The sequence below is a fragment of the Amycolatopsis benzoatilytica AK 16/65 genome (assembly GCF_000383915.1).
Classification (GTDB): Bacteria; Actinomycetota; Actinomycetes; order Mycobacteriales; family Pseudonocardiaceae; genus Amycolatopsis; species Amycolatopsis benzoatilytica.
Window position 1 is genome coordinate 8,392,730 of the sequence record NZ_KB912942.1, and the last position, 19,429, is coordinate 8,412,158.

Sequence of the window (19,429 nt, forward strand, 5' to 3'; positions counted from 1 at the left end):
CGCGTTCTCGTCAAGGGGGTTCAAGACCCACATGAGTGCTCCGCAGCCACCGAACCAGCCCTGGGACGGCGGCCAGCAGCCGCCGCAGGGGCCGCCGAGTGGTCCCACACCGCAGCAGGACAGTCCCTTCGGCGCGTCGGAGCCGACCCAGGTGGTCCAGCCAGGGCAGCCGCCGGCAGCGGGCGGCACGTTCGGCGACGCACCGGAACCGACCCAGGTCGTGCAGCCCGGCCAGCCGGCCGACGCGAACGCCACCCAGGTGGTCAGCCCGGTCAGCGGCAGTGCCGAAGGCAACGCCGAGTCGACGCAGCTCGTCCCGCCGAACCAGCAGCCCGGCGCGATTCCCTACGCTCCGCCGCCGAGCGCGGCGGACAACCCGGCCGCGATGGCCGGCTTCGGCCAGCCGCAGGGGGCGTTCGGCCAGCCGGGCCAGCAGTTCGGGCAGCCGGGCCAGCCGCCGCAGGGCTTCGGCCAGCCGGGACAGCCGCAAGGCCCGGGTGGCTTCGGCGGTCCGCCGCAGGGCGGTGGCTTCGGCCAGCCCGCGCCAGGCTTTGGCGCGGCTCCCGCCGGCGGTGGGGCCGGTGGCAACCAGCTCTTCGCTTGGATCGCCGCCGGTCTCGCGGCCTTGCTCGGCCTCATCGGCGTGATCCTGATGATCACCGTGTTCTCGGACCTGTCCCCGAGCACCAGCAGCATGGTCGACCAGTGCGTCTCCCAGGGCCTGTCCCGGTCCGCCTGCGAGCGGGCGGCCGAGGCGGCCGGCTCCGGGTCGGGAGGGGTGCCGGGCAAGGCGTACTTCTATCTGATCATGATCCTGGTCGGTAACGCGGCGGCGATCGGCGGCGCGGTGTTCCTGTTCCTGCGGAACAAGATCGCGACCTGGATCCTGGTCGCGGGCGGCGCGTTGTCGCTGCTCTTCTCGATCATCCTGCTCGCCGACCTCGGCAGCCTGACCCGTGCGGTGTTCACGCTGATCTTCGGTCTTCTGGTGGCCGCTATCGGTGCCGCCGGTCTGATCCCGGCCACCGCGCAGTTCGTCGGCCTCGGCGACCCGTCCGCGGGCGGCCCGCAGGGTCCGGGCGGCTTCGGCGGACCGGGCGGCGGCCAGCCGGGCTTCGGCCAGCCGCCGGCTTACGGTCAGCCGCAGCAGGGCTTCGGTCAGCAGCCGGGTTACGGTCAGCCGCAGCAGGGCTTCGGCCAGCCGGGCAGCGGCGGGTTCCCGCAGCCGGGCGGCGCGGCTCCGGGCAGCGGCGGATTCCCGCAGCCGGGCTTCGGCCAGCCGGGACAGCCCGGTCAGCCGGGTGGGTTCGGCGCGCCGGGTCAGCCTGGTGGCTACGGCCAGCCGGGCCAGTACCCGCCGCCGGGCGGGCAGCAGCCCCCTCCGGGCTACGGCCAGCCGGGCCAGCAGCAGCCGCCGCAGCAGTGGTGAGCGGCTGAATTTTCCCGAAGGGCGCCTCCGTCTCGCGACGGAGGCGCCCTTCGGCGTTTTCGGTGTTCTGTTCGCGAGATTCGCGAGAAACAGGTTGCCTTTTCGCGGACCGTTCCGGCAGCCGGGGGAATCGCCGCAAGCGGGCACTTCCCGTGCGTATTTCGGGCTAGGGTGAGCGCCGTCCAAATTGCCTGCCAGCCCGAGGGGGATCCACCGTGAGCGGCCTGCACGGACATCCGGCACGGCAGCGGGAACGGCCGCTTTCCCCGGCGGAGCCCAGGCCGGACGGGCCGAACGGGACCACCGCGATCGCCGCCGGGCTGCTCGGTCTCGTCGCCGCCGCGGTGTCCGGCTATCTCCCGGTCACGTTGTTCATCGGCATCCCGTCCGGATTCAGCCTCGGCGATCTTTCCCCGTGGACGCTCGTTGATCTCGCCGCTTATCTGATCGCTTCCCTGGTGCTGCTGATCGGCGCGGTTTCGACGTTTTTACGCACGACCGCGGGTGCGCTCCTGCTCATCGCGGGCGGGCTGTTCGCGCTCGGCGCGCTGCTGCTGGAGCCGGCGCTGGCCGGCTCTCCGGCGTACGTGGAGTACTTCCGGACGCTGTTCCGGTTCGAGAACTTCGCCGCGGTGGACCGCGTCGCCTTGCTGGGTTCCGCGGTCCTGGTCCTGATTCTCGCCGGATTGCCGCGCACCTTCGGCTACCTGCGGCACCGAGCACCCGCCGTACCGGCTACATCACCCTCGCGACAGTGGTGAATTTCGCCCCGCGATCGAAGTCGGCCTGGCACTATACAGGAACCCTACCCGCCGCCGGCGGGACCAGATCCGAGGATTCCCCGTGACTTACCCCCAGAACCCGCAGGGCCAGCAGCCGCCGAGCGGCCAGTTCCCCGGCCAGCCTTACCCGGGCAGCCAGCCGACGCCTGCCCAGCCGTACCCCGGCGCCCAGCCGCAGCCGTACGCCCAGCCGGTTCCCGGGCAGCCGTACGGGGTCTACCCCGGCGGTCCGGGCGTGCTGTCGCAGAAGCCGAGCGGCGGGACCGCGATCACCGCGGGCGTCCTCGCGATCATCGGCGGCATCTGGGCGATCATTTCGGTGATCATCTCGATCAGCGCTCTTTCGGCGCTCCACGTCGGTTTCCACGGCATCATGTGGTCGCTCTACCTGGGCATCGGCGTGTATGCGATCAACATCGGCTTGCTGATCTACGGCGGCATCGGCCTGTTCCTGCACCAGCCGGCCGGCCGGATATGCACGATCATCGGCTGCGGCCTCACGATCGCGTTCGGCATCCTGTCGGCGGTCACCTCCGGCATCGCGGTGTCGTCCGCGCTCCGCCACACCAGCGGTGTGCTCGGCATGGGCATCGGGTTCGCACTGGTGGCGCTGATCCCGCCGATCGCCACCCTGATCCTGGCGATCGTCAAGCCGACCGCCGACTGGGTCAGCTTCCGCCCGAACGCAGCCGGTCCGCAGGCCGGCGCGTACCCGCCGGCGCAGGGCTGGTGAACGCGAGGCCGCCGGCCCGCGCCCCGGGCAGGCGGCCTCCTGTTCCGATCAGCCGGCCTCCCAGTCGATGGGATTGTCCGGGGTGCCCCGTACCCTGGTGACCATGGCCGACGATTACTCCGTCCTGGGTTTCGAAACACGCGCGATCCACGCCGGGCAGAAGCCCGACCCCCGCACGGGCGCTGTCATCGTGCCGATTTACCAGACGTCGACGTACGCGCAGGACGGCGTCGGCGGCACTCGCGAAGGCAACTACGAGTACTCGCGCACCGCGAACCCCACGCGGTCCGCGCTCGAGGAAGCACTCGCCTCGCTTGAAGGGGCCCGCTACACGCTGGCGTTCGCGTCCGGCATGGCCGCGTCCGACGCGGTGCTGCGCACCGTGCTGCGCCCCGGCGACCACCTGGTGCTGGGCAACGACGCGTACGGCGGCACGTTCCGGCTCATCGACAAGGTGCTCAGCCTGTGGGGCGTCGAGCACACGGTCGCGGACTTGAGCCGCATCGACGACGTCCGGGCCGCGATGCGCCCGGAGACCAAGCTGATCTGGTGCGAGTCGCCGACCAATCCGCTGCTCGGCGTCGCGGACATCGCCGCTCTGGCCGGTGCCGCGCACGACGCGGGGGCCCGGCTGGTCGTCGACAACACGTTCGCGACCCCGTACCTGCAGACCCCGCTCGCGCTGGGCGCGGACATCGTGGTCCACTCCACCACCAAGTACCTGGGCGGCCACTCGGACGTCGTCGGCGGCGCGGTCGTCACCAACGAGGACGAGCTGCGCGAGCAGCTGTTCTACCTGCGCAACGCCGCTGGCGCGGTGCCCGGCCCGTTCGACGCCTGGCTGACCCTGCGCGGCATCAAGACGCTGGCCCTGCGAATGGAGCGGCACAGCGACAACGCGGACCTGGTCGCGCGCACCCTGGCGCAGCACCCGAAGGTCACCCAGGTCTACTACCCCGGCCTGCCGGAACACCCTGGCCACGAGGTAGCGGCGAAGCAGATGCGCCGCTTCGGCGGCATGGTGTCCTTCCGCGTGGCGGGCGGCGAGCAGGCCGCGCTGGAGGTCGCGTCCCGTACGAAACTGTTCGTGCTGGCCGAGTCTCTCGGCGGAATCGAGAGCCTGATCGAGCACCCGGGCCGGATGACGCACGCGTCGACGGCCGGCTCGACGCTGGAGGTCCCGGAAGACCTGGTCCGCCTGTCGGTCGGGATCGAGGACGGACGCGACCTGGTGGCGGACCTGACGCAGGCGCTGGGCTGAGCCGTTTCGGCTTGCCGCGAAGGCATTCTCCGGAGACTCGGTTCTCCGGGGAATGCCTTTTTCGCGTCTGGGGAATCGCGCGGTGCCCGGGGGAGGCGCTGTCCGGCGCGGATGTGCCGGGTCGTGGAGACGGGCACTCTCGCGAGATCAACCACGCAGCGACAGCCTCACTGCGGCGAGACTGCCCGGTGAGAACCTGACGTTCGCTCCGGGATCAGGGCTTGCTGTTCTCCGGCAGCACGGTGGACTGCTGCCGGTGCCCCGTCGTCGCCGGCAGTTCCGTGCTGTCCACGCATCCGCCGACCAGCTCGACGTGGTTGTCGTGCCGGATGTACTGGGCCGGCCCGGTGCACCCGGCCGCTTCGACCGTCGCGAAAGCCGCTCCGGTGAGGGCCACGGCGGACAGTACGCCGGCGGCGAGCGGCAGCAGACCGGAACGGGGCTTGGCCCGAGCGGTGGTCGCGTCCTGCCCGCGTGCCATGTCGCACTCCCTGGTCATGTGTGGTTGCCGTAATCAGAGTACCGGTCGTCCGGGCGGCGCACCCCGGCCGTCCGTCGGTGGCATCATCGGCGCCATGGAACTGGTCAGCGTCGAGCGCATTCGGGAAGCCCGCAAGCTTCTCGAAGGCGTCACCCGGGTCACGCCGATGGAACATGCCCGCGACCTGCGGCGACTGCACGGCGGCCCGGTCTATCTCAAGTGCGAGAACCTGCAGCGCACCGGTTCGTTCAAGATTCGCGGCGCCTACACCCGGATCCACGGCTTGACGGCCGAAGAACGCGCCCGCGGCGTGGTGGCGGCCAGCGCGGGCAACCACGCGCAGGGCGTCGCGCTGGCATCGTCGCTGCTGGGCATCTCGTCGACTGTCTTCATGCCGCTGCGCGCTCCATTGCCGAAACTCGCCGCGACTCGCGGTTACGGCGCGACCGTGCATCTCCACGGTGCGGTCATCGAGGAGACCCTCGCCGAGGCCATCGCCTTCTCGGAGCGCACCGGCGCGGTCTTCATCCACCCGTTCGACCATGTCGACGTCATCGCCGGTCAGGGCACGGTCGGCCTGGAGATCTTGGAGCAGGTGCCGGGCGTCAAAACGATCCTCGTCGCGACCGGCGGCGGCGGCCTGGTCGGCGGCGTCGCGTCCGCGGTGAAGGCGTTGCGCCCGGACGTCAAGGTGATCGGCGTCCAGGCGGAACAGGCCGCCGCGTACCCGCCTTCGCTCGCCGCCGGCGGGCCGATCCGGCTGAGCGAAATGCACACGATGGCGGACGGGATCGCGGTCGGCGAGCCGGGCAAGGTCAGTTTCGCGCACGTCGCGTCCTTGGTCGACGACGTCGTGACGGTCACCGAGGAATCGCTCTCGCGCGCGGTTCTGCTGGGCTTGGAGCGGCGGAAGCTGGTCGTGGAGCCCGCTGGTGCGGCGCCGATGGCAGCGCTGGTGCAGCACCCCGGCGCTTTTGAACCGCCCGTGGTCGCGATCTTGTCCGGCGGAAACGTGGACCCGGTGCTGCTGCAGCAAATCATCCAGCACGGCATGACGGCGGGCGGCCGCTACCTGAAGCTGCATCTGCGCGTGCCGGATCGGCCGGGCTCGTTGGTGTCGGTGCTGTCGTGCGTGAAGGACCTGGGCGCGAACGTCCTGGACGTCGAGCACTCCCGCATCTCCGGCAGCCTCGCGCTCGGCGAGGTCGACGTCGCGCTCGCACTGGAAACCCGCGGACCGGAGCACTGCGCCGACGTCGAAGCCGCCTTGGCCGACGCCGGGTTCACCATCGTCAGCTGACTTGCGTCGCGCGGCGAACTGCCCGAGCGCGGTGCACCGCACGGCGACATCGCTGGCTCACAGGGGCAGCCGCGCGCTGACTCCGGACGCGGACCTGCCTCGACCGCCCGCGTGAAGGCGGCGCGTCAGCGACGCGCCGCCTTCCGGGAGCCTGCTGGCTGTCTGCTGTGGACGGTCACAGGCGCGCGCTGAACCACAACGGCAGATAGTCCTCGTCCCGCGGGAACCGTTCCTGGTCCAGAACGTAGTGCTCCTGCGCGGGCGGCGTGCGGAACTCCGGCTCGTCGTCCTCGTTGAAGCTGGCGCGATAGGTCAGCGGGGGGTCGACGACGAGCGAGAGCGTGTACCAGGTGCCGCGGTTCGGGACATACATTCCGCGCCGCAGCTGCGCGAGCGGCGTCGACAGCTCGCGCGGGACCGAGATCTGCTGGGTGCTGCCGTCGGCCAGCAGCGCGCCGCAGGAGAGGTTGGCGTGCCGGCCGATCGCCATGAAGTCGAACAGGATGCGTTGCCAGCCGTCCGGCGCGGTCTCGGTCAACGCCAAGGCGATCGTGGCGAGCAGCTCATCCTGCTCGGCAGGTGAGATCGGTCCGGGCCGAGCCTCGGCTGGCGACTTCTGCTCCGGTTCGCCGACGGAGGCTGCCGGGGTTGTCGCCGCCGGAGCGACCTCGACGGGTGCTGCTTCGCCTGGCGCTTCGCCCGAGGACCCGGCGGGCGGTGCCGACCTGGCAGGAGACGTCGTGCCCAGCGGAGCGGTTTCGGTTGGGCCGTTGGCGGGAGGCGCGGCGTCAGCCGGAGCGGTTTCGGCTGGGTCGTCGGCAGGAGACGGGGCGTCGGCCGGAAGCGGGTTTGCTTCGGCCGGGCTCGCCGGGTTGGTGCGGGGACTGGTGAATGCCGTCAGCGCCCGGTCCTGCGCGTCGTCGCTGACTTCCGGCACCGCGAAGCCGGCCGCCCGGATGTGCGCGACCAGTTCTGGATCCGGCGAGACGCCGTGCTCGCGCAGGTAATACGCCACCGCACCGGGCCACACCCAACTGCCGTCGGTGCGGAAGGTCAGCGGAACGGCGTCGGTGCGCGACGGGTCGAACGCGTCAGTGTCGTTGCTGCGCGAGGCAAGGATGATCGGCGCGTTGTCGAGGTAGGCGAGAACGTGCTCGCGGTCTTCATCCGACAACGCCTCGCGCTCGACGACGGGGCGGCCGGCTTCGTCGAGCCCGTCGTAGACGCGCGGGGTCCGCACTTCGGCCGTCGCGCCAGCGTCGCCCGGAACCGACGCGGCGGAGGAGTCTGCTTCGACAGCGGGTACTTCTGCGTCTGCTTGAAGGGATTCCTCCGCCGACGCGGTATCTGTCGCCGTGGGGGCCGCATCTGGTTCCATCGCGGCGGCTTCGTCATCTGCAGCCGTTTCGCGCGGGATCGCCGCGGACGGGCCGGCCGGTTCTGCTTGCCCGCTCAGCCCTGCGGGGTCGGCTGGTACGGCAGCTTCCGGTGCTGGAACCGGTGCCAGCCCGGCGCGCTGCCGCAGCCACGGCGGCACGAACCGGTCCTCGCGCGGGAAGAAACGAAGCTCGTCCTGGAAGCCGATCGGAGGCGGGACCTGCCGCCAGTGCGGTTCCACATCGGGCTGGTAGTCGGCATAGGGCGGCTGCTGTGGGGAGAACACCAGCGTCGCGCTCAGCCAGGTGCCCCGGCCCGGCTGGTACATGCCGGTGCGGAGCACGCCGAACAACCGCGGCAGTTCCGGATGGGGCTGGGCAGGGTAGGCGCGGCCGTCCGGGGCGATCGCGGCTACGTCGACTTCCAGGTGCCGTCCGGCGGCGCGGCAGACCGCGCGCAGTTGCTGCCATCCGGGCGGCACGGCAGCGGCAGCGGCCTGGCCGATCTGCTGCACGAGCTCTTGATGCTGCGCCGGGGTGAGGGGTGCCGGTGGCAGGGTCATGGGTTCAGCGGCTCCTCACCGGCTGGCGGACGTTCTTCACGTGATCAATCGTTCCGCACGGGCGCGACGCCCGAGAGCAGGTTGGCGGGCGCGTACCCGGACTGCACGTCGAAGGTCATTCCGACGGTGCGAGCCAGCACTGCCACGGCGAGCGGGGCCAGCGCGAGGAAACCGCTCGGGTCGGTTTCCCGGCCCTCGGCGGTCCAGTACGCGCGGTGCCGCTCCAGCGCGGCGACGTACGCCTCGGCGAACTTCTCCGAGTCGCGACGCAGCACGTAGTAGAACATCCGGATCGGCGGGTACACGAGCTGCAGCATCGCGTCCGGCGGGGTGAACTGGGCGGTCTCCGGATCGGTTCCGTCCATCGCGGGAAGGAACATCTCCGGGGTCACCTCACGGTGCGCGAGGAACGTCTGCAGCGTCTCGACCCACGGCATCAGGTACGAGTCGTGCTCGACGCCGGACGCGCGCAGCACCTCCAGCGGCACTGCGGCCAGCCGCTGGATCAGTGCGTCGTCGCGCTGGAGCACGGCGAGCCACGCCGCGGTGACCCACGCGCCGGCATGCGCGTCGTCGCTCGGGCCGGTGGCCTGGAAGGTCAACGGGCGGCCTACGACAGCGCTGACCTCCTCTCCTTCCGGCGCGGTGGCCGCGGTGAAGACGGCAGCGGCGGCCTGGGCGGCGAAGTTCAGGTCGTCCCAGGTTTCCGCTTCCGCGGCGACGGGGTCGACGACCGTGCGGTACTGCCCGAGGGTCAGCGCCCGGCGCCACACCGTGGACAGGATCGCGGTGTTCGCGGCGACACGGTCGAGGTAGTAGCCCATCTCCGGCGACAGGCCCATGATCTGCTTCCACGCCTGGTCGGGGTCGGCGGGATGCCTTTCCACGATGGTCATCGATCTCATTCCTTGCCGGACGCCGGCGGCAGCGCCGGCTGGTAGTCGTAGCCGTTGTAGGGCTTGTAGGCGTAGCCGGAGTTCGTGTGCGGCGACGCGGAGTCGTCGACGAGCGCCCGCACCTCAACATAATCGAGCCGGTTGTCCGCCTTCGCACGGCCGAGCGCTTTCGCGAGGTCGGTGTCGCCCATCTCCCGCACGACGTCGTCGAAGTACCCGGGATGGCCCTGCCTGAACGTGCGGTCGAGGTCGTGGACGTACCGCGTGCTCGGCACGCCGCCCGGCCCCTTCGCCTCGTGCACGATGAAGTGCGGGTCCTCGACGTGGCTGAAGTTGATTTCCCAGATGTGGTCGAACTTCCCGGAACCCGGCTTGCTCCCGTCGGTCAGGTGGTGCGGGGTGACGTCCGCGCGGACGTTCCCGTTTTCGTCGACGATCTGGTAGCGGTGACTGCCTTCCGGCGCGTCCGGGTGCTCCCGGACGTCGAAGTGCTCGTTCGGGTACGCCTCGGTGAACTCGCGGTGCAACCGGTCCCGGACCGCGTGGCCGGACGCCTCCTCGCCGAGCGCTTCGGACGCGTCGTTGCGTGCGTTGAACGTTTCCGTCCACTCCGGCGTGCCGTCCGTGGTGCCGGCGTGGTTGCGCTGCATCTCCTCGCGGTGCGCGATCCGGTCGTCGATCGCGTCGTAGTCCTTGTCCCGCCAGTTCGACGTGTCCGAATGCGAGCCCTCGATCTGCCGCTGCTCGCTCGCTTCGTGCTCGCCGCCCGAGTCGTCGCCGTGGTGGTCATCGTGGTTGTCGCCGTGGTGCTGGCCGCCGTTGTCCTGCTTTCCGGCGTCGGTCTCCAGCCCGTTGCCCGAGCCGTCCGGGTGGGTGCTGGCGCCCGGGTCCGCGGCGCCGGAGTGCCGCGGCTGCGGCACGATCTGCTCCGCCCGCTTCTCGTCGAAGCCGAGGAACTCCGCGGCCGGCCGGTCGTTCTTGAACCTCGGCTTGCCGTTGACCAGGTCGACCTGGTGGGTCGGATTCGCCGGGTCGTTGGTGTGCGGGTTGATGCACAGCTCGGTGCGCCCGGTGCGGGTGTTGAAGCGCTCGTAGTAGTGCTGCTTGACGTACTCCGGGTCCTCGATGTTCTGCCGGGGCGTGCGGCCGTCCGGCCCCGGTCGGTCGCGCCAGTCGAGACCGTCACTGCCGTCACCGTCCTCGCCGCGGTGCCGCGAGCTTTCGACGTCGACCTGGTTCGGGTCGTGCTGTTTGCCGTCCGGCGCGAACCCGTCGTCGCCGACGTGGTGCGACGTGCCGTCGGGCCGGTGCACGGACCACTCGCCGTCCGGCGGGATCCGCGGCCGCATCCGGCCGTCCGGACCGATTTCGTAGTCGGACGAGAAGACGCGCCCGTGCGAGTCGGTCCAGGCCGGCTTGCTCGGCGCCATCACTTCGGTGTCCAGCTCGCGCGAGAGCCGGTGCGCGAAGTCGTTCGACCCGGCGTCGCAGCCGATCAGCCGGATCGGCCTGCCGTCGTAGTTCCCGTTGTGCCGCAGCACGTCCGCGAACTCTTCCGGGGAGTAGTGCCGGTCGCCGATCCGGGCGTGCCCGTCCGGCGTGACGTGCACGTCCACTGTGTACCGGCCGGCCGGGTCCGGCTGGACGCGGTGCGGCAGGTCGCCCAGCTCCGGGTCGTCCCGGTGATACGAGCTGCCTGCCGGGGTTTCCTCGGCGTGCCTGCGGTTGACCTCGGCCGGAGCCAGCGGCTCGTCGTGGTGCGGGGCCGCGCTGTCCGAGTCGTGGTGGCCGGCGTCTTCGGCGTGGCGGTCCGGTTTGTGGTCAGGGTTCCCGTGGTCGCCCGTGGGCTCGCCGTTCTCCCGCGGCCCGGGTTTGCCGTCCTTCGGTCCGGTGGGGGACTCGCCGTTCTTCCCCGGCCGGTGAGCGGCGTCACCGGTTTTCGAACCGGCGGGCGGAGCGTCGGTGCGGGCACCGCGTGCGACCGGCTCCGGAGAGCCGTCCGGACGACGGGCCCCGCCGTCCGGGCCGCCGCGCTGAGCCGCGCCGCCTGGACCCGCGACGACAGCGGCGGCACCAGGCGCCCCTGCGTCGCCGGACCCGCGGTTCGCCGAGCTGGACGATCCGCCGCCGGTGGGCGACGGTTCCGAGCGCCCGAGGCCGGGGTCCGCTCCGGGACGCTTCGGCTGTCCCATTTCGCCGCCGTCGCCGCCCCGTTGCGAGCCGCCAGCCGACGAATCTCCCGGCCGCTGCGGGGACGATCCGCCGTCGCCCGGACGTTGCGGAACGGAACCGCCGTCCGCCGGTCGTTGTGCGGTCGAGTTGCCTGAGGGGCCACTCTCGTTGGGGCGCGGAGAACCGGAGGAGCCGCCGTCGGATGGGCGCGAGCTCCCGTCGCTCGGCCGTGAGGGGCCAGTGTCGCTGGGACGCGACGGACCGCTGTCGCCCGTCCGCTGCGCCGGCATCCCGCCGTCCGAAGGCCGCGGGGCCGGCGTCGGAGCCGGGCGATCCGGCACTCGGCTCGGCCCGCCACCAGGGTCGGCCGGACGGCGGCTCGGGCCGGCGTCCGGGGTGCGCTGCGGCGACGCCTCCGGTGCCCGGGACCCGGGCGTGCCGGTCCAGCCGCCGCTCGGCCGGGTCGGGGTACTGCCGCCACCGCTGGGAGCGTTCGCCGATCCGCCGCCGTTGTGCGAAGTAATCCCGCCGCCCGCGGGCGGCGGGTTCGGCGCGGAGCTGGCTGGCGCGTCCGTCGAGCGAACATGTTGTGGCGCAGGAGCTTCCGGTGCGTCCGCGGGTGGCGGCGCGTACCCGCTCGCCGCGGTCGAGTCGTCGCCGTTCGGGTGCCGCGGGCTGGTTCCGTCGCCGGAGTGCGAGCCGCTGTTCGGCGACGAGGAAGATCCGCCGGAATACGGCGAACCGCTGCTGCCCGGCGTGCTGGACGAGGACGAGCCGTCCGGCGACGAGGAGCCGTCCGGAGTGCTCGGGCGGTCCGAATGGCCGCTGCCGGTGACCGGAGTGGAATCCCCGCCGAGCGACGACGGGCTGGATTCGGCGTCGATCCCGCTTGGCCCAGGGTGCCGGCGCGCCGAGGTCAGGGCATCCAATGTGGACGGTTGACTGCCGTCGCCCGAGGCGAGCAGCCCGTCCTCGGACAGCAGGGAGTCGCTCTCCGGTCCGTCCGAACCCGGTCGGCTGCTGGAATCGCCGATGCCGTCTGTGCCGTCCGAGCCGGGACCGTCCGGGCCCGGCCCGTCCGGACCGTCCGCCGAGCCGCCGCCGGAGTCGCCCGGCCGGGCCGAATCCGAAACGTCGGAAGGGGAATCGGAGCCGCCGGATCCGCCGTGGTGGCCGCCGCCGCCCGAACCGCCTGCTCCGGTGCGGTGGAAAAGCCCGCCCGGCTTGATGTTCTTCGTGCTGATCACATCGAGGCCGGTGACCTTGCCGGCCAGCTTGCCGAGGATCTTGATGATCTTCGTGAAGACGTCGGCGAGCTTGCCCAGCAGCGGCGAGACCTTGCGCATCGTGTCGCACAGCTTCTTCAGCAGTTCGCTGATCTTCTCGCCCCACTTGGAGATCGCGGTGACCGCCTGCGCGACCACCAGCGGCGTCCCGAAGCCGAGCGAGAACACCTCCTCCATCACCCAGGAGATCAGCTTGCCGACCAGGTCCGCGATCAGCTGCCGGACCAGTTCCCGGACGAACGCGACGACCTGGCCCATGATCATGGTGACGGTGCCGATCGCGCTCGCCACCGTCGCCGCTCCGCCGATCGCCTCGGCCGCCTCCGCCGCGGACTTGCGGTAGGCGTCCGCGCCGTCGCCCTTCCACTCCGCGGTGCCCTTCTTGACCGCGTTGTCGAGGTCGGTTTTGCGCTCCTCCAACGCCTTCGAGACGTTGCCCCAGGTGTCCGCGTAGGACTGGATCACCGGCGGGTTCCCGGCGACCGAATCGAGCATGTCCTTCAGCGGCTGCACGTGCTCCATCAGGAACGACGCGACCGAGGACATCAGGTAGCCGAACGGGTCGATCGCCGCGCCGGCGACCTCGCCGGCCAGGCTGGCGACGCCGAGCCCGCCGGACACCCAGTCGCCGTCCTTGATCCCGTTGAAAGCGTCCATCGCCGATTCGGCGATGCCGATCCCGGTGGCGTAGCCGTAGTCTCCGTTGCCCGCGGTGAACGGCCCCGGTCCGTCGTCGTCCTTCTTCGGCTGGACGACCAGCGGATTCGCGTCCGGCATCAGTCGCTCGCCTTCATCGAACCGGCAGCTTCGCTTTCGTAGCTGTGGTAAGCCTTCGCCGCGTCGCGCACCTTCTGCGCCTGCGCGTCCATCGCGGCAACGGTGTTCTGCAGCGCGGTGACGCCGTAGTTCTCGACCGGGTCCAGCATCATCCGGAACGGCTGACAGAGAATGCCGTACGCGTCGGTGGGCATGCTGACCTGGTTCGCCGCGTCGACCGCCTGCTTCAACGCATCCGCGATGCCGTCGAGCTGACGCGCGTGCGCCTCGAGATCGCTGCCGATCTCGTAACCCCTGGGTGCCATGGTTTTACTTTCCCCGCGAAGAATTCCGGTCAGGACATGATCGATCCGCCGAAGTGGTCGTCATCGTCTGACGAACTCCGGCGGCGCGGCTGGGACGGCGGGGCGGCCTGCGGCGGCTTTCCGGCTCCGGGCGGCGGCTCCTCGGCGTCCTCTGGCAGGAATCGGCGTCGTCGGTCCACTTCGGACTCCGGCTCCTCGGCCGGTGGCGCGGGAAAAGTCCGCTGCGCGTCCGACACCAGGGCCTCCGCGGTCTGGTCGCCGCCGACCGTCTCGGCCGCGGCCTGCTGCAGCAGTTCGGGAATCCGGGACTGAGCGCGTTGCACGAGCCGCATCACCTCGGCCGAGACCTCGGCCATCCGCTTGCTGCCCGCGGAGTCCGCGAGCACCAGGTTCTTCAGCAGCCCCTTGGCGTCCACGGTCACCTCGACCGCGCCGTCCTTGGACCGCTCGGTGACGGTTTGGCCCTGCATTTTCTCCGCCATCGCCTGGTAGCGCGCGGAGGTCTGCTGGAGCTGCTTCGTCCAGTCGTCGACCATCCGCTCACTGGCGTCGATGCTGTCCGGCATCGGGCCCCTTTCTCCACGGTGACTTGTCCAGAGTGACGGTTGCGCGAACCCGCCGGTTCCCCACGGCGCCGAAAATGTCCGGGAGGCGCAGATCGAAGACGTCCGCCGACTACTGTACGCGAACTTCAGACGACTCAGTGTAACAAAACGGCCCGTCCGCGACACGAGGTCGCAAACGGGCCGTCCGGCAGGGAGTGCGGTCAGAGGTTGCCGCGGCGCTCCTGCTCGCGCTCGATGGCCTGGAACAGGGCCTTGAAGTTGCCCTTGCCGAAGCCGAGCGAACCGTGCCGCTCGATCAGCTCGTAGAACACCGTCGGGCGGTCGCCGATCGGCTTGGTGAAGATCTGCAGCAGGTAGCCGTCCTCGTCCCGGTCGACCAGGATCCGGTGCTCCTTCAGCGTTTCGATCGGCACCCGCACCTCGCCGATCCGGGCGCGCAGCTGCGGATCGTCGTAGTAGGAGTCCGGGGTGTCGAGGAACTCGACGCCGGCCGCGCGCATCGCGGTGATGGTCGCGATGATGTCGTTGGTGGCCAATGCGATGTGCTGGCAGCCGGCACCCTCGTAGAACTCGAGGTACTCGTCGATCTGCGACTTCTTCTTCGCGATCGCCGGCTCGTTGAGCGGGAACTTGACCCGGTGGTTGCCGTTCGAGACGACCTTGCTCATCAGCGCCGAATAGTCGGTGGCGATGTCGTCGCCGATGAACTCCGCCATGTTCACGAAGCCCATCACGCGGTGGTACCAGTCGACCCAGTAGTCCATCTTGCCGAGTTCGACGTTGCCGACGCAGTGGTCGACCGCCTGGAACAGCCGCTTCGGCGCGCCTTCGGGCCGCTTGACGGTGCTCTCGCGCGGCTCGAAGCCGGGCAGGTAGACGCCGTTGTAGCGAGACCGGTCGATGAGGGTGTGCCGGGTCTCGCCGTAGGTCGCGATGGCCGCGCGGCGGATGGTGCCGTGCTCGTCGGTGACGTCGTTTGGCTCCTCGAGCACCGTCGCGCCCTGCGCGCGGGCGTGCTCGATGCACTTGTCGACGTCGGTGGTCTCCAGAGCCAGGTCGACGACGCCGTCGCCGTGGCGGCGGTGGTGGTCGAGCAGCGGGGAGTCCGGCTTCACGCCGCCGGTGATCACGAACCGCGCCGAACCGGACTTGAGGACGAACGCTTTGTGGTCGTGCTGGCCGGTTTCCGGGCCGGAGTACGCGACGAGCTGCATCCCGAACGCGACCTGGTAGAACCACGCGGTCTGGGTGGCGTTGCCGGCTACGAAAACAACCGCGTCGAGTGCCTTGACCGGGAACGGGTCGGTCGAGGCGTCGTGGTCCACCAGTCCGACGAGCTGGCGGAGCTGGTCATAGCTGACGTCGTCGAGCGCGCCGTGCGGATCCATCGTGGAGGTCATGCCACTGAGCATGAGTTGCGCCTGGCAAGCTGCGCAATGGTTTGCACTTCAGCTGGACAAGGTGCACTGCTTATCCTGGTATTGCTCGGTCATCTTGGACAACCTGCGCAGGGAGAAAACCAGTGCTTGACTCGCTCGATGCCCGGCTGTTGCTGTTGCTCACCGACTCGCCGCGGCTCGGCGTGCTCGAATGTGCGCGCCGCCTCGGCGTCGCGCGCGGCACCGTGCAGGCACGGCTGGACCGGCTGACCGAACGCGGCATCCTCGGCGGCTTCCCGCCGGAACTCGATCTGGCCGCGATGGGCTACAGCCTCACCGCGTTCGCGGTGCTGGAAATCGCGCAGGGCAAACGCGCCGGCGTCGCGGAGGCACTGGCCGCTATCGACGAGGTGTGCGAGGTGTATGACACGACCGGGCAAGGCGACCTCTTCGTGCGGCTTGTCGCGCGCGACAACGACGATCTGCAACGCGTCATTGACGAAGTGGTCGGTGTGCCGGATGTCTCGCGTACGTCGACTTCGATTGCGCTGTCGACACCAGTGCCGCCGCGAGTGCGGCCGTTGCTCGAAAGGACCGCTAGGACACGTGCCTGAGATAGCGCGCCGCGGAGCGCTGTACGACGTTGTGTCCGTCTGTACGCACGATGGCGTTCCACCACGCGCCGTAGATGGCCTCGAACGCGTACGGCTCAAGAAGCTCCGCTGCGTGTGCGACGACGCTCGGCCGCTCCGGGATCAGGTTCGGGTAGCTGTACATGAAACCGACATGCGTACGGTCCGGGATTACTTGCACGATGTCGCCAGACAGCAGCGCACCCTGGCCCTCCTCGCCGCCCGGCCAATGCAGCACTGTGCCGCCGGCGAAGTGCACGCCGAGGTTGATCAGCCGCAGGTCCGGCGACACGTCGAGAGTCGTGCCGGTCCACAGCTTGATCGACGGGTCCGGCCGCCCGATCCATTTCTGGTCGTTCTCGTGCAGGTAGACCGGGACGTCGAAGGCGTGCGCCCATTCGACCATCGTCGTGTAGTAGTGCGGGTGGCTGATCGCGATGCCGGTGATCCCGCCGAGCTTGGCGATCTCGCCGATCGTCGCGTCGTCGAGATAGCCGGCGCAGTCCCAGAGGAAGTTGCCGCTCTGCGCGCGGACCAGCAGCGCGCGCTGGCCGATCGCGAACCCCGGCTCGGAGCCGATGCCGACGATGCCCGGGCCCTGCTCCTCGATCCGCGGCTTGCGGTCGCCGCTTGCCCGCAGCGTCGCCAGGTCGGTCCATTGCTGCCCGCCCGGCGGCACGTACTGGCGTTCGTCCTCGCAGACCGGGCAGTCCGCGCGCGGGGCGGCGTACTGCATCCCGCAGGCCAGGCAAAGCGGCAGAGTGCTCATCAGGTGTCCTCCCAGTGTTTCGCTGGAAGACACGCTAGACCGCCGAACGCGCGCCGGGCCACGGAAAACCGGGCGGGCGCGCGTTCGGCGGGAACCGGGTCAGGACTCGGTGTAGGGAACCGCCTTGACCAGGGTGACCTTCATGGTCTTGCCGTTCGGCAGCTCGTACTCGCGGGACTCGCCCTCCTTGGCGCCGAGCAGCGCCTTGCCCAGCGGCGACTCCGGGGAGTACACGTCCAGTTCGCCCTCGGCGCCCTCTTCGCGGGTGGCGAGCAGGAACTTCTCTTCGTCGTCGTCCCCGTCGTACTTGACGGTGAGCACCTTGCCGGGACCGGCGGTGCCGTCGTCGTCCGGCGCCTCGCCGACCTTCGCGTTGCGGAGCAGCTCCTGCAGGTGCCGAATGCGTGCCTCGGCCTGGCCCTGCTCTTCGCGGGCCGCGTGGTAGCCGCCGTTCTCCTTGAGGTCGCCCTCTTCGCGGCTGTCGTTGATGCGGGCGGCGATGACCGGACGATTCTCGATCATTTCGTCGAGCTCGTGCTTGAGCCTGTCGTAGGCATCCTGGGTCAGCCAGGTCACCTTGGTGTCGCTCACGGTCACCATCTCCTCGTAGGGCCTGCCAGGCTTGGGTGTGCAAGCCGGCCGCCGCGTACGCACGCGGCTGAGATAAAGGAAAAACACGGCCCGCCGGGGGCCGTGCTGGTGTACGAGCGTACCACGGCAGGACAAGGCGACGCCGGTCCATTTCACGCAGCGCGGACACTGGCCGCGCATTTCACTCCGTTGGCCGCTAGGGGGTTGACAGATAGCGTGGTATGGAATACGAGCAGCCGAACACGTCCGCGGTCACCGGCGCGCCGATGCTCTTGACCACGGTGTGCACTCGGCTGTGGCCGGCCCCGGCGGGGACCAGCACCTCCCGGCGGCCGCTTTCCGCGCCGGACTTGTCGCGCACCCGGACGACGCACACGCCGGGCTTGCTGTCGTCGTCCCGGGTCACGTTGAGCGTGACGTCCATCGCGTCGTTCGGCAGTTCCTGGAAGCCGACGCGTTCGGCGTCGATCGAGGACTGGCCGAAGTTGAGGTAGTAGATCCAGCCGACGGCACCGCTGACGACCAGCGCGACGCCGATGAAAAGCCATCTCCGCCAGCGCTTCGGCGCCTTGCCCTTGCTCGCGGAGCCGTACCGGTCCGCGGGTCGCGCCGGCACGGCTGCGCCCTCGCCGGTCACGGTCTCCCCGCTCTGCAAATCCGGGCCTCCGGTCGAACTTGTCGTACCCCTGGGGACAATGGGCGGTGCGGCCGGTCCGGGGCACCACCCTAGGTCGAGTATCCGCGAACCGTTCCGGCGGCGCGGAGCCGGGGCGGCTTACCGCGGCGCATCCGGGTGTCGAGGAATAACAGCACAGGAAAGGGCCGTTCGGACCATGGTGGGAGCCGACGAGCTGACAACAGAAGACCGCAAGCAGCGACTGCGCCTGATGGCGGTGCACGCCCATCCCGACGACGAGTCGAGCAAGGGCGCCGCCACGATGGCCAAATACGTCGCCGAAGGGCACGAGGTCATGGTGGTGACCTGCACCGGAGGCGAGGCGGGCAGCATTCTCAACCCCGCCATGGACCGGCCGGAAGTGCTGGCGAACATGACCGAGATCCGCCGCGAGGAGATGGCCCGCGCGGCGAAGCTTCTCGGCGTGAGCCACCGCTGGCTGGGCTTCGTCGATTCCGGGCTGCCCGAGGGCGACCCGCTGCCGCCGGTCCCGGAGGGCTCGTTCGCGGTGATCCCGCTCGAAGAGTCCGCCGAGGCGCTGGTGCGCGTGATCCGCGAGTTCCGCCCGCACGTCATCACGACCTACGACGAGAACGGCGGCTACCCGCACCCGGACCACATCCGGACCCACCAGGTGTCCATGGCCGCCTTCGACGCGGCGGGCGACCCGGAGCGGTTCCCGCAGGCGGGCGAGCCGTGGCAGCCGCTCAAGCTGTACTACATGCACGGCTTCTCCAAGGCCCGGATGGTGGCGTTCGACACCGCGCTCAAGGAGGCCGGGCTCGAGTCTCCCTACGAGGAGTGGCTCAAGTCCTGGGACCCGGACCGCGCCGACATCATGGAGCGGGTGACGACGCGGATCGAGTGCGGGGAATACTTCGAGGTGCGCGACGAGGCGCTGAAGGCGCACGCCACGCAGATCGACCCGACCAGCCGCTGGTTCGCGGTGCCGCTGGAGATGCAGCGCGAGGTGTGGCCCACTGAGGAGTACGAGCTGAACCGCTCCCTGGTGGACAGCACGCTGCCGGAGGACGATCTGTTCGCAGGCATCAAGGAGAAGGTGAGTCCATGAGTTTCGGAGTGCCGGCCATCGCGGTCGTCCCGCTCACCGCGTCGGCGCTGGTACTGGCCCAGCAGCCGGACAGCGGGGACAACGGCGGCCAGGGCGAGGACTTCGGCAAGTCCTCGCCGGTCGGCCTGCTGGTGCTGATCCTGTTCCTGGTCGCGGTCGTCTTCCTGGTGCGGTCGATGAGCAAGCACCTGAAGAAGGTGCCGCAGACGTTCGACGCGTCGGAGGCGGCTTCCGAGTCCGAGCCCGAGGCTGGTGCGGACGAGGCTTCGGCCGCTTCGACCACTTCGGCCGCCTCGGCAGCGGAGAAGAAGCCGGACGCGGCAGCGGCCAAGAAGAGCGACTGACCAGCGAGACGAAGCGGTCCGGGTCCCGTCTTAGGTGAC

The 19,429-nt window shown here is 70.2% G+C and carries 18 protein-coding genes; 8 read left to right on the forward strand and 10 right to left on the reverse strand.

From position 1 onward, the window contains the following. Window positions 1-31 precede the first annotated feature (31 nt). The 4 genes from AMYBE_RS45955 to AMYBE_RS0139310 all read left to right on the forward strand — a co-directional run bounded on the left by AMYBE_RS45955 (window position 32) and on the right by AMYBE_RS0139310 (window position 4,205). Window positions 32-1,429 carry a hypothetical protein gene (locus tag AMYBE_RS45955; protein WP_051124851.1) on the forward strand — a complete coding sequence of 466 codons (1,398 nt, stop codon included), beginning with the start codon at window positions 32-34 and terminating at the stop codon, window positions 1,427-1,429. A 215-nt stretch (window positions 1,430-1,644) separates the two neighbouring features. Continuing rightward, entirely contained in the window at window positions 1,645-2,190 is a 546-nt protein-coding gene (locus AMYBE_RS0139300) for a hypothetical protein (protein ID WP_020664895.1), read from the forward strand. Between the two features lie 82 nt (window positions 2,191-2,272). After that, window positions 2,273-2,944, forward strand: a complete 672-nt coding sequence (locus AMYBE_RS43610; protein WP_051124852.1) for a hypothetical protein — start codon at window positions 2,273-2,275, stop codon at window positions 2,942-2,944. 103 nt (window positions 2,945-3,047) lie between these two features. Continuing rightward, a complete protein-coding gene (locus AMYBE_RS0139310) occupies window positions 3,048-4,205 on the forward strand; it encodes a cystathionine gamma-synthase (RefSeq protein WP_027928500.1) in 1,158 nt (385 codons plus the stop codon). 214 nt (window positions 4,206-4,419) lie between these two features. Here the strand turns inward: AMYBE_RS0139310 and AMYBE_RS0139315 are convergent, their stop codons facing one another. Beyond that, complete coding sequence (locus tag AMYBE_RS0139315) at window positions 4,420-4,686, reverse strand: hypothetical protein (protein ID WP_020664897.1); 267 nt, start codon at window positions 4,684-4,686, stop codon at window positions 4,420-4,422. A gap of 94 nt (window positions 4,687-4,780) precedes the next feature. On the opposite strand from AMYBE_RS0139315, the gene ilvA reads away from it, so the two are divergent. Further along, window positions 4,781-5,986: a threonine ammonia-lyase gene (gene ilvA, locus AMYBE_RS0139320; RefSeq protein ID WP_020664898.1), complete on the forward strand. Its 1,206-nt coding sequence runs from the start codon at window positions 4,781-4,783 to the stop codon at window positions 5,984-5,986. A gap of 175 nt (window positions 5,987-6,161) precedes the next feature. Here the strand turns inward: ilvA and AMYBE_RS46820 are convergent, their stop codons facing one another. The 6 genes from AMYBE_RS46820 to hppD form a co-directional block, all read right to left on the reverse strand. Next, window positions 6,162-7,925 carry a hypothetical protein gene (locus AMYBE_RS46820; RefSeq protein ID WP_020664899.1) on the reverse strand — a complete coding sequence of 588 codons (1,764 nt, stop codon included), beginning with the start codon at window positions 7,923-7,925 and terminating at the stop codon, window positions 6,162-6,164. 44 nt (window positions 7,926-7,969) lie between these two features. Next, window positions 7,970-8,821, reverse strand: coding sequence for an immunity 49 family protein (locus tag AMYBE_RS0139330; RefSeq protein ID WP_020664900.1), 852 nt, complete (start codon window positions 8,819-8,821; stop codon window positions 7,970-7,972). A 5-nt stretch (window positions 8,822-8,826) separates the two neighbouring features. Next, window positions 8,827-13,056 (reverse strand): hypothetical protein, encoded by a 4,230-nt coding sequence (locus AMYBE_RS43125; RefSeq protein ID WP_051124853.1) that lies wholly within the window; start codon window positions 13,054-13,056, stop codon window positions 8,827-8,829. Continuing rightward, on the reverse strand, window positions 13,056-13,361 hold the full coding sequence (locus AMYBE_RS0139340) for a type VII secretion target (protein ID WP_020664901.1): 306 nt from the start codon (window positions 13,359-13,361) through the stop codon (window positions 13,056-13,058). Before AMYBE_RS0139340 ends, AMYBE_RS43125 begins: the two co-directional genes overlap by 1 nt. Before the next feature lie 29 nt (window positions 13,362-13,390). Next, window positions 13,391-13,927, reverse strand: a complete 537-nt coding sequence (locus AMYBE_RS0139345; protein WP_020664902.1) for a YbaB/EbfC family nucleoid-associated protein — start codon at window positions 13,925-13,927, stop codon at window positions 13,391-13,393. 200 nt (window positions 13,928-14,127) lie between these two features. After that, window positions 14,128-15,327, reverse strand: a complete 1,200-nt coding sequence (gene hppD, locus AMYBE_RS0139350; protein WP_027928501.1) for a 4-hydroxyphenylpyruvate dioxygenase — start codon at window positions 15,325-15,327, stop codon at window positions 14,128-14,130. Window positions 15,328-15,449: 122 nt separating this feature from the next. Here hppD and AMYBE_RS0139355 point away from each other — a divergent pair, with 122 nt between their 5' ends. After that, window positions 15,450-15,920, forward strand: a complete 471-nt coding sequence (locus AMYBE_RS0139355; RefSeq protein WP_020664904.1) for an Lrp/AsnC family transcriptional regulator — start codon at window positions 15,450-15,452, stop codon at window positions 15,918-15,920. Here the strand turns inward: AMYBE_RS0139355 and AMYBE_RS0139360 are convergent. The 3 genes from AMYBE_RS0139360 to AMYBE_RS0139370 all read right to left on the reverse strand — a co-directional run bounded on the left by AMYBE_RS0139360 (window position 15,904) and on the right by AMYBE_RS0139370 (window position 17,953). Continuing rightward, window positions 15,904-16,707: an MBL fold metallo-hydrolase gene (locus tag AMYBE_RS0139360; RefSeq protein WP_020664905.1), complete on the reverse strand. Its 804-nt coding sequence runs from the start codon at window positions 16,705-16,707 to the stop codon at window positions 15,904-15,906. The two genes, AMYBE_RS0139355 and AMYBE_RS0139360, sit on opposite strands and share 17 nt — an antisense overlap. Before the next feature lie 99 nt (window positions 16,708-16,806). Beyond that, the gene (greA, locus tag AMYBE_RS0139365) at window positions 16,807-17,307 is read right to left on the reverse strand and encodes a transcription elongation factor GreA (protein WP_020664906.1); all 501 of its coding nucleotides are present in this window, start codon (window positions 17,305-17,307) and stop codon (window positions 16,807-16,809) included. Between the two features lie 187 nt (window positions 17,308-17,494). Further along, window positions 17,495-17,953, reverse strand: a complete 459-nt coding sequence (locus AMYBE_RS0139370; RefSeq protein ID WP_020664907.1) for a DUF4307 domain-containing protein — start codon at window positions 17,951-17,953, stop codon at window positions 17,495-17,497. Between the two features lie 178 nt (window positions 17,954-18,131). On the opposite strand from AMYBE_RS0139370, the gene mca reads away from it, so the two are divergent. Together mca and AMYBE_RS0139380 are read left to right on the forward strand one after the other, a co-directional pair. After that, window positions 18,132-19,046, forward strand: a complete 915-nt coding sequence (mca, locus tag AMYBE_RS0139375) for a mycothiol conjugate amidase Mca (protein WP_020664908.1) — start codon at window positions 18,132-18,134, stop codon at window positions 19,044-19,046. Then, the gene (locus AMYBE_RS0139380; RefSeq protein WP_020664909.1) at window positions 19,043-19,390 is read left to right on the forward strand and encodes a hypothetical protein; all 348 of its coding nucleotides are present in this window, start codon (window positions 19,043-19,045) and stop codon (window positions 19,388-19,390) included. Before mca ends, AMYBE_RS0139380 begins: the two co-directional genes overlap by 4 nt. The last annotated feature ends 39 nt before the right edge of the window (window positions 19,391-19,429 follow it).

Coding starts and splice junctions, on each gene's coding strand:
- AMYBE_RS0139310 (WP_027928500.1), top strand. CDS start 3,048: ATGGCCGACGATTACTCCGTCCTGGGTTTCGAAACACGCGCGATCCAC.
- mca (WP_020664908.1), top strand. CDS start 18,132: ATGGTGGGAGCCGACGAGCTGACAACAGAAGACCGCAAGCAGCGACTG.
- AMYBE_RS43125 (WP_051124853.1), bottom strand. CDS start 13,056: ATGCCGGACGCGAATCCGCTGGTCGTCCAGCCGAAGAAGGACGACGAC.
- hppD (WP_027928501.1), bottom strand. CDS start 15,327: ATGACCTCCACGATGGATCCGCACGGCGCGCTCGACGACGTCAGCTAT.
- AMYBE_RS0139345 (WP_020664902.1), bottom strand. CDS start 13,927: ATGCCGGACAGCATCGACGCCAGTGAGCGGATGGTCGACGACTGGACG.
- AMYBE_RS45955 (WP_051124851.1), top strand. CDS start 32: ATGAGTGCTCCGCAGCCACCGAACCAGCCCTGGGACGGCGGCCAGCAG.
- AMYBE_RS0139340 (WP_020664901.1), bottom strand. CDS start 13,361: ATGGCACCCAGGGGTTACGAGATCGGCAGCGATCTCGAGGCGCACGCG.
- AMYBE_RS0139360 (WP_020664905.1), bottom strand. CDS start 16,707: ATGAGCACTCTGCCGCTTTGCCTGGCCTGCGGGATGCAGTACGCCGCC.
- AMYBE_RS46820 (WP_020664899.1), bottom strand. CDS start 7,925: ATGACCCTGCCACCGGCACCCCTCACCCCGGCGCAGCATCAAGAGCTC.
- AMYBE_RS0139330 (WP_020664900.1), bottom strand. CDS start 8,821: ATGACCATCGTGGAAAGGCATCCCGCCGACCCCGACCAGGCGTGGAAG.
- AMYBE_RS0139380 (WP_020664909.1), top strand. CDS start 19,043: ATGAGTTTCGGAGTGCCGGCCATCGCGGTCGTCCCGCTCACCGCGTCG.
- AMYBE_RS0139315 (WP_020664897.1), bottom strand. CDS start 4,686: ATGGCACGCGGGCAGGACGCGACCACCGCTCGGGCCAAGCCCCGTTCC.
- greA (WP_020664906.1), bottom strand. CDS start 17,307: ATGGTGACCGTGAGCGACACCAAGGTGACCTGGCTGACCCAGGATGCC.
- ilvA (WP_020664898.1), top strand. CDS start 4,781: ATGGAACTGGTCAGCGTCGAGCGCATTCGGGAAGCCCGCAAGCTTCTC.